Annotated in this window: 9 protein-coding genes and 2 pseudogenes; 8 read left to right on the top strand and 3 right to left on the bottom strand. The window is 50.3% G+C overall.

The annotated features are described in order from the left end of the window. From PSI22_RS19745 to PSI22_RS19735, 3 genes are all read left to right on the top strand, one after another. Positions 1-449, top strand: a 449-nt coding sequence (locus tag PSI22_RS19745) for a DcrB-related protein (RefSeq protein ID WP_273581222.1), incomplete at its 5' end; no start/stop codon positions are given. Between the two features lie 12 nt (positions 450-461). Beyond that, positions 462-5,066: an RHS repeat-associated core domain-containing protein gene (locus tag PSI22_RS19740; protein WP_273581221.1), complete on the top strand. Its 4,605-nt coding sequence runs from the start codon at positions 462-464 to the stop codon at positions 5,064-5,066. Beyond that, positions 5,066-5,728 carry an Imm43 family immunity protein gene (locus PSI22_RS19735; protein WP_273581220.1) on the top strand — a complete coding sequence of 221 codons (663 nt, stop codon included), beginning with the start codon at positions 5,066-5,068 and terminating at the stop codon, positions 5,726-5,728. The genes PSI22_RS19740 and PSI22_RS19735 overlap by 1 nt, the downstream gene beginning before the upstream one ends. A gap of 135 nt (positions 5,729-5,863) precedes the next feature. Here PSI22_RS19735 and PSI22_RS19730 read toward each other — a convergent pair. Further along, a pseudogene (locus PSI22_RS19730) lies at positions 5,864-6,076 on the bottom strand (transposase domain-containing protein); the annotation flags it as partial. Between the two features lie 474 nt (positions 6,077-6,550). Here PSI22_RS19730 and PSI22_RS19725 point away from each other — a divergent pair. Together PSI22_RS19725 and PSI22_RS19720 are read left to right on the top strand one after the other, a co-directional pair. Next, positions 6,551-7,105: a hypothetical protein gene (locus PSI22_RS19725; RefSeq protein WP_273581219.1), complete on the top strand. Its 555-nt coding sequence runs from the start codon at positions 6,551-6,553 to the stop codon at positions 7,103-7,105. Between the two features lie 1,609 nt (positions 7,106-8,714). Then, entirely contained in the window at positions 8,715-8,912 is a 198-nt protein-coding gene (locus tag PSI22_RS19720; protein ID WP_273581218.1) for a hypothetical protein, read from the top strand. An 83-nt stretch (positions 8,913-8,995) separates the two neighbouring features. Here PSI22_RS19720 and PSI22_RS19715 read toward each other — a convergent pair whose 3' ends face one another. Next, on the bottom strand, positions 8,996-9,346 hold the full coding sequence (locus PSI22_RS19715) for a SymE family type I addiction module toxin (RefSeq protein WP_273581217.1): 351 nt from the start codon (positions 9,344-9,346) through the stop codon (positions 8,996-8,998). A gap of 143 nt (positions 9,347-9,489) precedes the next feature. Continuing rightward, positions 9,490-9,828, bottom strand: coding sequence for a SymE family type I addiction module toxin (locus PSI22_RS19710; protein ID WP_273581216.1), 339 nt, complete (start codon positions 9,826-9,828; stop codon positions 9,490-9,492). Positions 9,829-10,105: 277 nt separating this feature from the next. On the opposite strand from PSI22_RS19710, the pseudogene tssM reads away from it, so the two are divergent. The 3 genes and pseudogenes from tssM to PSI22_RS19695 all read left to right on the top strand — a co-directional run. Continuing rightward, positions 10,106-12,886: pseudogene (gene tssM, locus PSI22_RS19705) on the top strand (type VI secretion system membrane subunit TssM); the annotation flags it as partial. 81 nt (positions 12,887-12,967) lie between these two features. Continuing rightward, a complete protein-coding gene (locus PSI22_RS19700) occupies positions 12,968-14,359 on the top strand; it encodes a VasL domain-containing protein (RefSeq protein WP_273581215.1) in 1,392 nt (463 codons plus the stop codon). A gap of 15 nt (positions 14,360-14,374) precedes the next feature. Then, a partial coding sequence (locus tag PSI22_RS19695) for a hypothetical protein (RefSeq protein WP_273581214.1) occupies positions 14,375-14,599 on the top strand: 225 nt, incomplete at its 3' end.

The raw sequence follows: 14,599 nt of genomic DNA, 5'->3' as shown, positions 1-14,599 counted from the left end.
ACAAACTTGACCTCTCTGCCTTCCACTTCAACGCCGGCACTCTCATGCTGCCGGCCAGCTGGCAGGATTCGAGCATTCTGGTGCTGAACAGCCCGGATGATAAAAACGGCACCAGCTTCACCATTTCCCGCGACAGCCTGCCGTGGGGGTTAGCATTCAACCAGTTTGCCGAGCGGGAAATGACCGCGATTGGCAAACAGCTTAAGGACTATGAAGCTCTGGCTCACGAGGCCGGCGAACTGAACGGCCATGAAACGGAGACGTTTGAGTTTCGCTGGCGCGCGCCGAGTGGCCCGGTACATCAGCTGATGATGATGCTCAACGCGCCCGGCCAGGTGCTGATATTCACCGGCACCTGTCAGGGCGAGATGACCGGGGTCCAGAAGGTGCAGATGCAGACCATGATGGCAACATTCCAGCTGCGCAGTGAGCAGAAGGACAGCGAATAACAGGGAGGCAGCATGAGTGTTTCACAGAATGTCATGATGGGGGCGGCAGCGGCACAACGGCCGTCCCCGCCCCCCGCAACCAACCGCCGTCCGTCGCCGGCCCAGGGGGACAGGCCTGTGCCGGCCCCGCCCCGGACAGAAAAATCCACCTCGGATAAGACATTAGAATTCCTGCAAAGTGAAACGTTTGAGAATGCGACGCTGGCAACCAGTGGTGCCTTTGCGGTTGCCACCGGGGCGGCCGTGCCTTTTGCGGTGGGATTGGCGGCCGGTGCGGCCGGTGCAGCGGCGGGGGCGTATGTCGGTGATAAAATCGGCCATGCCATCGCAGCGGGCATGGGCATGAGTACGGTGGCGACAGAAGGGGAAAATCCGGCCCGTATGGGGGATGCGATAGCGCACCAGAACAAGAATGCGGGTCTGTGGGGCGCATTGGGCGGTATCCTGTTGGGGGCGGTGGCGGCCATCGCAGTGGCGGCGCTGGTCGTCGCCACCGGTGGGGCGGCGCTGGTTGTCGTGGCCGCTGCGGCCGCGGCCGGCGGCTTTGTGGGCGGGGCGTGTGCGGGTATTGGCGCCGCCATCGGCCAGTATGGCAGTAACACGGGCACCATTGTTGCGGGGTCACCGGATGTGTTCTTTGAGGGCAAACCGGTGGCCCGGGTCGGCGACCCGGTCGCGTGCAGTGACCACCCGCCCGGCGTGATAGCCGAAGGGGCTAAGACCGTCTTTGCCAATGGGCAGGGGATTGCCCGGCTGGGCCACCGCACCACCTGTGACGCCAATATCAACAGCGCGGCCGGTTCAATTTCCATTACCCAGGCCACCGATGGGAAATACCCCATCATGGCAGAAAGTAACAAGGGGTTGCAGTGGGCGGTGGTGATTGCCGGACTGCTGCCGTTGCCGCGTAACAAGAAAGGCGTCACCAAGTCTGATAAACCCAAGGAATCGACGCAGAAGAAGAGTAAAAAGCCCAAGGAAGAGGATTGCTGTGGTGATCCGGTGGATATGACCACAGGGGACTTTTTACAGCAATGGCCTATGCTTTCCCTGCCGGGCACCTTACCGCTGTCACTCGTCCGAACCTACCGCTCGACGGCAGACTTTGCCGGCCTGTTCGGGGCAAAATGGGCGGATGACTGGTCACAGCATCTGAGACGGGATGGCGAAGCCACCCACTTCACGGATGCGGATGGCGTTGTCTACACCTTCCATACACCGGAAGAGTCGGTTTTCTCGGTTAACCTGCATGCCGGGCATTACCTGCTGTTTGGGGAACTGCGCGGTGAACTGCATATTTTTGACCGCCAGAGCCAGCTGACCCTGAGTTTTGAGCACCGGGATGGTGAATGCCGTTTGTTGTCGGCTATCCGTGACCGCCATGATAACCGCATCACGTTCCATTATGACGACCTGCATGATGAGGGAATACCTCAACTGGCCCAGATCACGCACTCCGATGGTTACCGTCTGCTGTTGGATTATGACCAGCACCGATTGGTGACGGTGGAATATCTGACAGATGAACTGCGCCAGCGGCTGGTCACTTGCCAGTATGACAAACGGGGCTACCTGTCGGAAAGTGAGACTTTTCAGTACAGTCATTTGTGGCATGAATATGATACTCATGGTTACATGACCCGCTGGTACGATACCGACACGACGGATGTCTCAATGGGCTATGATGACCGGGGGAGAGTGGTGTCGGTTTCTACCCCGCAGGGTTATTGGCAGGATCGTTTTCTGTATGACGATGTCAACCGGGTGACTACGTATCTAGATGCGGAAGGGGGCTGCACCCGCTATTGGTATAACAGGGACGGTCAAATCACCCGTAAGCTCGACCCGCTGGGGCGGGAAACTGTGCTGGAGTGGGATCTGAGCCATAAGCTCTCAGAGACAGACCTACTGGGCAGAAAGACCACGTTCGACTACAGCCCGTACGGGGAGCTGATCCAATTGGCCCTGCCTTCCGGTGAGATGTTTGCCTATGATTACGATGAATACGGCCAGCTGTTGCAGGCGAAATTGCCGGATGGCAAAAGCTGGGGCTTCCACTACAGCGAACAGGGTATGCTAGATGCGGTGACCGACCCGCAGGGACGGCGGGAAGAGTACCGTTACAGCCAGCACGGGGAACTACTCAGACGGGTACTGCCGGACGGGACGCAGTGGCGTTATGAGTATGAACAGCACCGGCTGCATCAGGTCTTATCGCCCAACGGCTACACCACCCGCTATGATCAGGACGGGCTGGGACGACTGCGCGGTGTGACCGATGCCCTGGGCCAGCAAACCCGTTACCAGCACAGTACGTTTCATGCCAGCCAGGAAAGCAGCGTGACGGAAATTGAATTGCCGGACGGGGTAAAGCAGCAGATCGACTATGACAGCGAACGCCGGGTCACAGCGGTGACGGACGGGGAAGGGCGCACGACCCGCTATGCTTACGGGCCGTTTGACCTGCTGACCCGGCTGACCCGGCCGGACGGCACCACCCTGAATTTTGGTTACGACCGCCTTATCCGACTGAACCGCGTGACGATGGCAACCGGCGAGACGTATCGTTATGAACGTGATTTGGCCGGGCAGATTATCCGCGAAACGGATTTTACCGGGCGGACGGTGGAATATGTCTATGACCGGGTAGGCCGCCGTACTCTAACTCGTTATCCGGATGGTCAGCTTATCCGTTACTGTTATACCAGCCAGGATCAGGTGAGCCGACAGGAGCATTGGCGAATGGGAGAATCAAGCTGTGAACTGCAATCCGTTATCGAGTACAGCTATGACTCTCGGCGGCGGTTAACCCGTGCGGCCTTACCGGATTCGGTGGTGGAATTTGACTATGATGAGGCGGGTAAGGTGGTGAGTGAACGGCTGAATGGGCGGGAAATTACCCGTGAGTGGGATGGCCTTACTGACTTGCCGACGGCGGAAACGCTTGACGGGCATACCCTGCATTTTGGTTACGATCGGATGGGATGGCTTAACCACATCCAGTTCAACCAGCACAGCCCATTATCTCTACACCATGACCCGTTGGGTCAAGAGACGGTTCGCGAAAGTGCCGCCGGATTTATTTTGGCCAGCCGCTATACCGCCACGGGGTTATTGGCGCATCAGTCGGCGGGTCGGGTCACGGCGATGTTCCGTGAAACCCTGCAACAAAATGACCCCCACTTCCCGCCGCAGGCCACGGCCGTCAATCGCAGCTGGCAGTACGACCGGGCGTATAATATCAGGGTGATTGATGACGGCCGCTGGGGGCAGACCCGCTACCGTTACAACCAAAATGACCAGATAACCCAGACCCTGTATCAGGGGGCCCGGCCGTATGAAGAGCAGTTCCATTATGATGCCAACGGTAACCTGAGCCGGCATATTCCGGTGGATGCACAGGGCGCCGTGGCGCAAATCACTCAGCACCAGCAGGCGGGGCGGATTATCCGGCGCGGTGACGTCAGCTACCGCTATGATGACAGCGGGCGGCTGGTAGAAAAGACCGCACAGCGGGACGGTTTCCGGCCACAAATGTGGCGCTACCGCTGGGATGCACTGAACCAGCTGACCCACTGTGAAACCCCGGACGGCTCCCGCTGGCATTACCAGTATGATGCTTTCGGGCGGCGAATTCGGAAACTCAAAGTCCATGACGGCAAACTGGCGGCGGCCAATTTACAGCGCTGGCTGGACGGCAAGCCGGATTTGACGGTCAAATCCGATACCATTATGGGACATGGCTACCTGTGGAGCGGTGATCAGTTAATTGAGGAAACGCCGTTATATGCCGACGGCACCCCTGCCGAAGACCAGCGTATCCGGTGGCTGTATGAACCCGGCTCACTGACGCCGTCGGCCCGGTATGAGCGAGGAAAGCTGCACTATATTGTCAGTGACCATCAGGGTACGCCAAGGGAAATGCTGAATGAGGAAGGCGGGTTAGTGTGGGCGCACCGACTCACGACATGGGGCCAGTCAGAACGCTCGCAGGTACTGGCTTCCAATGACGCGGACTATCACGTTAATTGCCCCCTGCGTTTTATGGGGCAATATGAAGATAAAGAAAGTGGGCTATACTATAACCGTTTTCGGTATTATGAGCGTGAAACGGGGCAGTATCTGACTCCAGATCCCATCGGGCTAATGGGGGGCTTGAATCCTTACGGGTATGTGCATAATCCGGTAGGTTGGGTCGATCCCTATGGCTTATCGGATAGCGGGGTTTTAGATAAGGCGATGAGTGGCAAAGTGGGCGACAGATTATCCGCTCACCATGTCATCCCGGTTGAAATCTGGAAAGAAAACCAGAAATTTTTGGATAAGATTGGTATCGGCGGAAGAATGAATTCTGCGGAAAACGGTATTCATATCCCCGGCAGTAAAAAAGCGATGCAGGATGATGTTGGCAAAGGGATGAAAGTGTTCCATAGTAGTAATCACAATACATATTCTGGTGAAGTTAGGGAAGCTATAGATGTTATAAAAGAGGATCACAAAAATAAAAAATTAACTGATCGGCAGGCAAGAGATGAGATAAGAAAACTTCAAATGAAGATGAAAAATAGAATTTGGTCAAGTAATGTTCCTACCAATGCATGCAGGAGATTGAATTAATGAATTACTATATGCTAATGAATGATTACAAGTCTTCTTTAATCCCAAGGTATCTTCATGCGATTGTGGATATAAAGAAGCAAGTAAATGAAAATTGGGATTATGAGGGTTCAGACTATTCTTTTCCCTATGATATGGAACAACCTGATTGCCCAGAGCAATTGTTTTTGTTATGTAATCGTAATATTGGTGCTCTGAAATTCAATTACTATAGATATAGTCGTGCTCATATTATGTCTGATTCTTTTTTTGAATTCTTGAAATCTTTTAGAATGAGCGATTTTTTTTGTAAAAAACTCTTAGCGACATCTATTAAAGATGGTGAGATAATAAGAGATGACCTTAATTATATGTACTTTACAAATAATAATGATTTCCTAGATTTAGATAAATCAAAACTTGAAGAAGACAGATATAGAGGGGTTATTCCTCATAAATTAGTTTTTAATGAAAAAGTATTAAATTATGATATTTTTTCTATAACAGGAACCTTATTATCAGGTCATATCTTCCTTTCTGAGATGGCGGCTGAAAAATTTTTTAAGAAAAAAATAGCAGGATTGAAATTAATAAAGCTAGATAATTCTTTTAAAGAATATTGTCTAGATTATGGATATGATATTGAACTTAATAGAAAAAGAGTAAAAAAGAAATTGCCATAATACAATGTATTAAATTATTTGATATAGTTAACGTTCTGTAGAACAACAAGGTCGGAATGATATTGTGATCTTCCGGCCTTGTTTTATTTTACCGTGGCGAATACCCGTGTAAGGCCAACGCCGACCGGAGCCGCCCTACCGCGGCCTTGGTGTGAGCGTATGGTTTCTCTCCACCATCGTCCATGGCAGGAGTTTCCCTAAATCGGGGACAGGCTGGCAGAGTTCATCCAGACAGGCCATGATGTAATTGAAGGGGATCAGTCCGTTGGTTTTTGCCGTTTCAATGGTCGCACTCGTCTGCGCGCCCCGTGGGGTATGGCTAAACAGCCACACTTTCCGGCCAGTTATTATCAATCGACAGATGGGAATCATTTAATTTTTTGAAAGAACAGAGAACTAATAATATTTTGAAAATATAGCGAAGAGTAAAATAAAAATAGATAAACATATTGGCATTCTGGTTTATTTTGTAAATATACATCAGTGGGTTAATTAAATAATAAACCACTCAAAATATATTAATATTTAAGATTTGTCTTTTTTAATAATTGGTGTGGAATATTATTCTGTTGTAAATGTAAATGTAAATGTAAATGTAAATGTAAATGTAAATGTAAATGTAAATGTAAATGGTACGAAAATTAATTTAGGTAGCAATAAAGGTTCATCCTATTATATTTATGATGCTGGTTCACCAATTGGATATAACAATGGTAAACCTACTCAATATATGCGGATGGAAGTTACCAATACACCTAATCCTGAATTTCATGGGCATCCAATTTCTCAAAGTGATTACAATACGTATATGAGATCGAAAAAATGAATATTATTCAAAAGATTAAAATGATGTTTCCTCTTAAAAAGATGTATGTGCCATCAGGATGGGTTATAGCTAAAAATAATTTAATTGATGCTGATGTAAATATATTTGATAAATTAAATAATGATGAACAATTTTTAATAAAAGAAAATTTTTTCTCTTCTAATGTGTTTTATTCATTTAGTGAGTGCTTTACCGATAAAAACATTTACATAAAAGGTGTTATTGATGTGGGATGTTTATGCTATAACATAAACTCTAATTTAGAACAAGGTAATCTACTTAATTGTGAAAAAATACATTATCAAATAACGTTATCTTTATATAAAGGGAAATCTAAAGTAAGTTTTTATTCACAGAATAAAATAGTTAATGAAAGATATGAAATGATAAATGAGGTTAATTTTTTAATGCAATTTTTCTCTGAGAAAGTAGTTGATGTTATAAATCATGATGGTTTTAAAACTGATTTAGGCTATTATTCAAATATGAGTAGGGAATCATTGAATTTACTGACCAATGAAAAAAATAATTTTAGCTTTAAATTAGAGTAGATAATTTTTTAAACTGGAACTTGAATTATTATGTAATATATTTAATGCTTGTATGAATTCTATAGGATTACTTCATTAGTACATTATGAAAAAGGTTTGTCTGTATGGCAAGCCGGTGGATGTTGACAAATGAGTATAAGCATCTGGCTATCTCACCTTATATCTACAATGCCGCTTATGCTCGTTATGGTTCTCTTCTTTTATTCAGATATTACATTATGACCGGAGTCTTACATAAAAAAACAGTTGTAAAAGTGAAAAAAAAGACGCTGATGAATTGGTAAAAGCTGCTTTCCCAGAGGAACAAAAAGTTAGAGAAATAGGTTCTCAGGGTGCGCAAGGGATCAGGAAAAAGAATAAGATGAAATAATTTTAAAAAAAAGGACGGTAAGGTCAGATATAAAAATAATTATTCAATAAATTCAATAAATTCAATAAATTCAATAAATTGGTGCGTTTATGGTCATAATGATCCAAAAGGAAAATTACCTCATATTAATATAAAACGTTCAGGTGGAAAAATGATAATAATCGATATAGCAGGTAAATGATAATAAAAAACTTTATGAATACTATTAATTTCGGTAAGGTTCATGGTTATTCTGTAGGAAAGGAAAATTATATCTCATAAGAAAAAAAGAATTTGTTGATAATTTGGAATATTATGATTTTGTGGGAAAGTAAGTGATGAGACTCATTATATTTTGAATGTGATAGGTATATATGTATATTTATTCTATTTTAATGTTTATCCAAAATTAGAGGAAATTTTCTCTATATTTAAAAAAAATTATGTTATGTGGAGTTAAAAAAATTGATGTTTTTTGATCCTGCTATTTTTAAGAGTGTTATAGAAGTATGAAATTATATGCGCTCAATATTTAAACTAAATGTTTAATATTTTGAGTGCGTTTTTATACTGGTTTTTATCTATTTTTTCAAAAAAATAAAAAATAAAAAATAAAAAATAAAAAATAAATATCATTAACCATTTGCAAAAATAATATCCTATATACATTTTAATGTGAACATACAGGATGAAAATAATTTAATATATTGATATTTTGAAATTAAATAATATAGTAATCAAGAATCTTTAATTAGAGTGAGTATAGGTAATTTTCATGGCTGAGTATTATTAATTTATTTTATTCATTAAACTGGATTTTGATTTTAAGGTTAATATCTATTTGGTTGTCTGATAATATAAAATATTTGTATGCTTATAGTGATTGACTTTGCTTTATTTGAATTTTATTTATATTTATCAAATAAATACTCAGATTATTTTATTTTTAAGATTCATCTTACTAAATAATTAAATAAAACCATTTATTTTTAATTATAGATGTAAATAATTTTTATATTCTGGATTGGTTTATTCCAATTTAGTATTCAATGAAATGATGAGATTGAAATAACAAATGAGAAAATAATATGATAGATGCGCAACAATACGTAAGACTGTCAAAAAACATCTTTTACAGAGAACTATATTAACTATTATGCCTCTCTGTTCGAATCTCCTACGGATGAAGATTTTCCAAAGGAATTTATAATGTTTTCGACGTTATATCATGAAAAATCAGGTGAGGGCAGGAAATACATCATGGAAATGCTCAAAAGAATGGCAGAACATGTCTTATTAGAACGTTTCGAACAGCTTGATAAAATCCGTATGTTGGAAAATGGCAAAGATAAATTTTCGCTGATTTTTACGGCTAAAAAATATAATGATACTGTTTTTATAGAAAAAAATGTCAGCCTGCTTGATTTATATCTTACTGACAAATCGGAATGTCCATAAAAAATAGCGGGATCTTAAGAGGTTGATATAAAAGAACCGGATACTCATTCCCGCATTCCGGTTTATTTTTATTTCTTTGTCATTCAGGCCAGTAATATTGGCATTTCAGCCCGCAGCACAATCGTGCCATAGGCAGTTTCCACAGTAACAGGATGGTTGAGCAAGCCGCTTTCTGCCAGCCAGTCACCTGCCAGATAAAGCTTGCCATTTTTGCGTACCCAGTCGATCCCCAGATTCGGGTTTAGGTCTGTTTCCTGAATCAGTGCGGCGAGATCCGGCTCGGTTTCTGGCTCAATCAGTGAGAGGATCAAGCCATTGGCAAATTGCGCAATTCGAAACAGTGCATCGGTGGTAAAGCCAATCTGCCCCAATGCGCTGCCTGTGATCACGCATGCCGGCAGTTCTGCCATCTGTAATGAAAGTTGAAGACTCATGGCGACGTTCCTTGTTGATTTAGATTGTTTTTATTCACATAAATGCGAACCGCTTCCCAAAATGAAAATATTGCTATCAATCGCTGGAAAGCCGTTCATTCTTTGTGTTCGAAATATTTATTTTATTTTGATAAAACAGATGGTTAGGTGTTTTTTCTCAGCCCTGTTTTATTCAGTTTGCCGGGAAATTGCCGCAGCCAGTCGGCAATAGCGATATCATCCCATTGACCTTCATTCAGGCTTTTTAAGCAATGCCAGAGTTCAGGAAAATTTTGGGCGGTGATGATCAAACAGCCCGGCATCACTCTGATTTTTAACGGATCATTGACAGAGAACCCAGCTTCACTGAGCCAGTTTCCGCTTAAATTAATGGCAGGAATGGTGCGGTTGAGTCCTTTGGGGCGGTAAACGACTTTCTGATACCGTTCCGGTTGAGAAATTTTGTAAATGCGGGTACCTGCATTAGAATGCGTGTTAGCCATCATAACTACCTTCTATAGTTGTTGTGGTTAGCGGCTTTACCGTGGTGAGACACGATAAAGCCGCGTTCAGATTTCATTGCCTACCTTATCGCCACCCTGCACAACTTTCCATCATCAAAATTGACCTTTGCGAAGCCACTCGCAAAATAAATACTGGATATACATCCAATTTCAAAGAACCTGTTAAATCACGCCATAATTTTCATTTTTTACCGAAAATACCCGCCAATTTCTTCACAATAGCAACATGTTTGGCATTTATTGCCATGTCATGCAGCGCCGCCTGCAAAACCTCCGCCTGACCTTCCACAGCCAGCTGCCGCTCTATCTGGTCATGACTAAAATTGACCTGCTGCACGGCTTCGGGGCGATGTATCAGGCGCTGGACCGCCAGCAGCGTGACCAGATCCTCGGCGTGACCTTCAGCCTCAACAACCGGGATGAAAAAGCCTGGCGCAGCGAGCTGGCGCAGTTCTGGCAGCAGTGGATGGCCAACCTCAACGGGGCGATGCCGGACATGATGCTCAACGGCGTCGATGCCAACCAGCGCAGCGACCTGTTCAGCTTTACCCGTCAGGTGCAGGGGCTGCACAGCTATATTGCGCAGATGCTGGAAGACATCCTGTACAACGATGAACACCACCGCCCGATGCTGCGCGGCGTCTACCTGACCTCCGCCCGCCAGATCGGCCAGATGGATGACCTGTTCACCCAGTCCGCGTCAGCCCAGTACCACCTCGGCTCGCAGGCGTTCCCGACGTGGCCGGCGGGCGACACCCTGCCGTACTTTACCCAGTCCCTGTTTGAGGACGTGCTGCTGGCGGAGCCGAACCTCGCCGCGGAAAACCGTCTCTGGCTCAGCCGGAACCGCCGCCAGTTATACACGTTCTCCACGGTCAGTGCCCTGGTGATCGCGGCGCTGTGGGGCGGCTGGCATTACTTCTACCAGAAAAACTACCAGGCCGGGGAAGAGGTGCTGGCGCAGGCGAAAAACTTCCTGTCCGTGCCGCCGCCGGACGGGGATGACCGTTACGGCAACCTCCAGCTGCCGCTGCTGAACCCGATCCGGGACGCCACCCTGGCCTACGGCAACTACCACGAGAAAAAATCCTTCCTGACCGACATGGCGCTGTATCAGGGGGACGGGGTCGGGCCGTATGTGGAAGGCACCTACCTGAAACTGCTGGAGCAGCGTTTCCTGCCGTCGCTGATGCAGGGGCTGCTGGACGACCTGAACCGGGCGCCGGCGGGCAGTGAGGAGAAGCTCGAGATCCTGCGGGTCATGCGCATGATGGAGGACAGCAGCAAGCGTAACCCGGGCCTGGTCGCGCAGTACATGCGCGCGCGCTGGAGCAAGGCGTTCCACGGCCAGCGTGACTTGCAGGAACAACTGCTGACCCACCTGGATTACGCGCTGGCCCATACCGACTGGCAGGCGCAGCGCGACAAGGGCAACCCGGAGGCCCTCGCCCGCTTCGCGCCGTTTGTGAAGCCGATTAAGCAGGCCCAGCAGGAGCTGAGTGCGCTGACCATCAACCTGCGGGTCTACCAGAACCTGCGCCTCAAGGCGCAGGAAACCCTGCCGCCGCCGATCAACCTGCGTGACCAGATTGGGCCGAGTTTTGACAGCGTGTTTATCGCCGGCAACGAAAGCCGGCTGACCGTGCCGCAGTTCCTGACCCGCCACGGCCTGACGGATTACTTTGTCCGGCAGGACAAAGAGCTGGTGGACCTGACCGTGATGGACAGCTGGGTGCTGAACCTGCCCCAGAAGAACCGGTACAGCGAGACCGACCAGGGGAATATCCAGCGCCAGATCACCGAACTGTACGTCGGGGATTACACCGCCCACTGGCGGGCGGCGATGAATAACCTGGAAGTGCGGGACTTTGAGGATCTGCCGCAGGCCATCAGCGCCATCGAACAGGTGATCAGCGGCGAGCAGCCGATCAAGCGCGCCCTGCAAATTCTCAGTGACAACACCCGGCCGCCGGAGCTGGGCAGTTCACTGGGCGACAAGGAAAAACAGGCGCTGCTGGCGCAGGCGGACTACCGGCTGTTAAACCGCATCAACCGCGACTTTGCGCCGGAAACCGGGGTGCTGGTTGAGCACGGCGACAAGGGCAGTACGTTGCAGAGTGTCTACCAGAAACTGATGGCGCTGCACCGTTACCTGCTGGCTATCCAGAACTCGCCGGTGCCGGGCAAGGCGGCGTTACAGGCGGTGCAGCTGCGGCTGGACCAGAACAACAGCGACGCGATTTTTGAAGTGCAGCAGATGGCGAAAAACCTGCCGGAGCCGCTGAACCGCTGGGTCGGTGACCTGGCCGAGCAGGCGTGGCGGGTGGTGATGATGGAAGCGGTGCGCTCGCTGGAAGTGGAATGGAATGAGTCGGTGGTCAAGCAGTATAAGACCTACCTGGCCGGCCGGTATCCGTTCAACCCGGCCGCCACCGAAGACGTGCCGCTGAGTGAGTTTGACCGTTTCTTCCGGCCGGACGGGACACTGGATACCTTCTATAAGCAGAGCCTGAAACCGTTCGTGGAAAATAACCTGACCACCGGGACTGACGGGCGCGAGCTTATCCGGCAGGACGTGCTGAAACAGCTGGCGGTGGCAGACCGTATCCGCACCACCTTCTTCACCCCGCAGAACGGGCTGGGCACGGCGTTTGCCATTGAGCCGGTGAGCCTGACCGGCAACAAACGCCGCGGCCTGCTGAACCTCGACGGCCAGCTGGTGGATTATGCGCACGGGCGCAGCAACGTGGCGCACCTGGTGTGGCCGAACTCGATGCGGGCGGGCACGGAAAGCCGGCTGACCCTGATGCCGGACCGGAGTAACGCGGCCCCGCGCAGCCTGAGCTTCACCGGCCCGTGGGCGCAGCTGCGGCTGATTAACAGCGGCAAGCTGACCAACGTGCAGCCGGGGGCGTTTGACGTGCGCTTCGCGGTGGACGGCGGCGAGATGACCTACCGCATCTACGTGGACGAATCGGACAACCCGTTTGCGGGCGGCCTGTTCAGCCAGTTCAGACTGCCGGACACCCTCTACTGAAGCCGGGTGTGAGTCAGTCTTCAGCAAGCACCATCCCCCCTGCCTCCGGGCGGGGGTTTTTTTAAGGAGGAAGGCCAGAGCATGAGCGAACATTCTGAGAATTTAATCATCCGGGCGGGCGGCAGTCCGCAGAATCTGCCGGAATTTGCGGTTATCCGCGACGAAATCAACAAAATCAGCCACCCGGCCCAGCCGGAAGTCAATTGGGTACTGGTGGAATCGCTGTCGCTGACCCTGTTCCGCCGTAACGGGGTTGATTTGCAGACGGCGATTTACTACACGCTGGCGCGGATGCAGCTGAACGGGCTGGCGGGTTTTACCGAAGGCTGTGAACTGCTGGCCGGGGTGATAGTCAGTGAGTGGGAGGCGCTGTGGCCGCCGCAGCCGGCCGTGCGCACGGATTTACTGGAATGGTTCCACACCCGCACCGGCAGCCAGCTGCGCCAGATGGACTTCGGCACCGGTGACCTGCGGATGATTTACCGGGCGGAGCGGGCGTTGCAGCTGATTATCGACCGATTGCAGCAGTCCGACCTGAAACGGCTGCCGCGGGTGGAGAACCTGCTGTGGTTCTTCCAGAACGCGGCGAAAAAACTGGAAAAACCGCGGCCGGCCGCGAAACCGGTTCAGCCGCCGGTGCAGATGCCGCCGCTGGTCTACCTGTCCCAGTCCGACACCGAGCCGGAAATGCCGCCGCCGTCCGCGCCGCCGCGCCCTGACCGCCCACAGGAAGCGGACAGCCCGCGGGTGCGGGTGCAGTTTCCTGAGCCGCCGCGGGGTTGGAGTGCGTGGCAGGGCTTTGGCCTCGGGGCGTTATTGGGCCTGCTGGTGCTGGTGGGCGGCTGGCTGCTGTTCTATAAACCGCTGCACCAGCAGCTCACGGCTATCACGGCGTCCCCGGCCGGGGCCCGGCTGGCGTGGCTGTACCAGCCCGAACTGGCGGGCTATCAGGGCCAGCTGGACCGGCTGGCCGAGACGCCCCTGCTGGCGACGTGGGACGCGGCCCGCACGCTGACCGGCACGGCAGAACAGCAGTGGCCGGATTCGGCCGAGCAAAGGAACGCCACCCGTCAGTGGACACAGGCGATGACCGCGCGTATCGACAGTATCCCGCTGAAAGGCAGCTGGCACACCACCCGCGACCAGCTCCAGCAGCTGGCCGACAAAATCCTGTTGCAGGAGCGCACCCGGGGCAGCTTCACGCTCTCGTACCTGAAAACTGCGGTCTATGACCTCCAGCGCAGCCACGGCAGCGAAGTGCCGCTGGAAGAACTGCTGCGCCAGCTCAACGCCCGGGTGGTGAGCGGGGACCCGGTGCCGCCGGTACTGCTGAAGGGCATTGATGACCGCTTTAACGCCCTGCTCGGCCGCTATGACCGGCTGCGCCAGGCGGCCGACAATCCGGCTGAAAAACAGGCCGAGAAACAGACCACACACCATGAGTCCACCGTCACCCCTGACGGCGGGCGTTAATCAGGGAGACATGTTATGTCAATAAAAAAGAATATGGCGAAATTACAGAAAGGGCGGGCCCTGATCCAGCAGGGACAGCAGGCCGCCCATATGGCGAAACAGGCGGCGGGCGTGTTGGGGGGATTAGGCGGCACCGGCACCCCACGTCTGCCCATTCAGGGCATTGCCGGGCCAGTGGCGTCGGGGGGATTAGGGGGCGCCGGCACTTCACGTCTGCCGGTGCAGGGGATTGCCGGCCCT

The sequence above is a fragment of the Xenorhabdus aichiensis genome (assembly GCF_028598775.1).
Classification (GTDB): domain Bacteria; phylum Pseudomonadota; class Gammaproteobacteria; order Enterobacterales; family Enterobacteriaceae; genus Xenorhabdus; species Xenorhabdus bovienii.
The sequence above is the reverse complement of the archived record's forward strand: the minus strand, read 5'-3'. Positions and strand labels throughout refer to the sequence as shown.